The sequence below is a fragment of the Oleiphilus sp. HI0067 genome, from assembly GCF_001635735.1.
On sequence record NZ_LWFI01000651.1, the window covers coordinates 1 to 799 of the forward strand.

1 pseudogene is annotated in these 799 nt (G+C 44.6%); it reads left to right on the top strand.

Features of this window, described 5'->3' with window-relative positions:
* Nucleotides 1-799: pseudogene (locus A3739_RS07195) on the top strand (oxaloacetate decarboxylase); the annotation flags it as partial.

Here is a 799-nt window from a genome sequence, read left to right on the forward strand (position 1 = left end):
TGGTACTTTGACTCCATACGCAGCTTACGAGTTAGTAAGTCGTTTGAAAGCTCAGACTGATCTTGAGGTTCAATTGCACGCTCATGCTACTTCTGGTATCTCAGACATGGCAATTTTAAAAGCTGTTGAAGCGGGTATTGACCGTGTTGATACAGCCATTTCATCTATGTCTATGACTTACGGCCACACGGCAACGGAAAGTGTTGTTGCAGCACTTGCGGGCACAGATCGTGATACTGGTCTAAACATGGACTTGCTAGAAGAGATTGCCGCTTACTTCCGCAAAGTACGTAAGAAGTATGCGAAATTCGAAGGCTCTTTGCGTGGTACAGATTCACGTATCCTTATCGCTCAAGTTCCTGGCGGCATGTTAACCAACATGGAAAACCAGTTGAAAGAGCAAGGTGCGGCGGACAAATTTGATGCGGTATTAGAAGAGATTCCACGTGTTCGTGAAGACTTAGGTCATATTCCTCTTGTTACTCCTACATCTCAAATTGTTGGTACACAGGCTGTATTGAATGTATTGACTGGTGAGCGTTACAAGTCAATTTCAAAAGAGACGGCTGGTATTCTTAAAGGTGAATACGGTGCAGCTCCGGCCCCATACAATAAAGAACTTCAAGATCGTGTACTTGATGGTGCAGAAGCGATTACATGTCGTCCGGGCGATCTTCTAGAGCCTGAAATGGATAAGTTGACTGATGAAGTTAAGAAGCTTTCTGAAGAAAATGGCTTCAAGCTTGCAGACGACGTAGTTGATGACGTTCTAACGTATGCACTGTTCCCGCAGATTGGT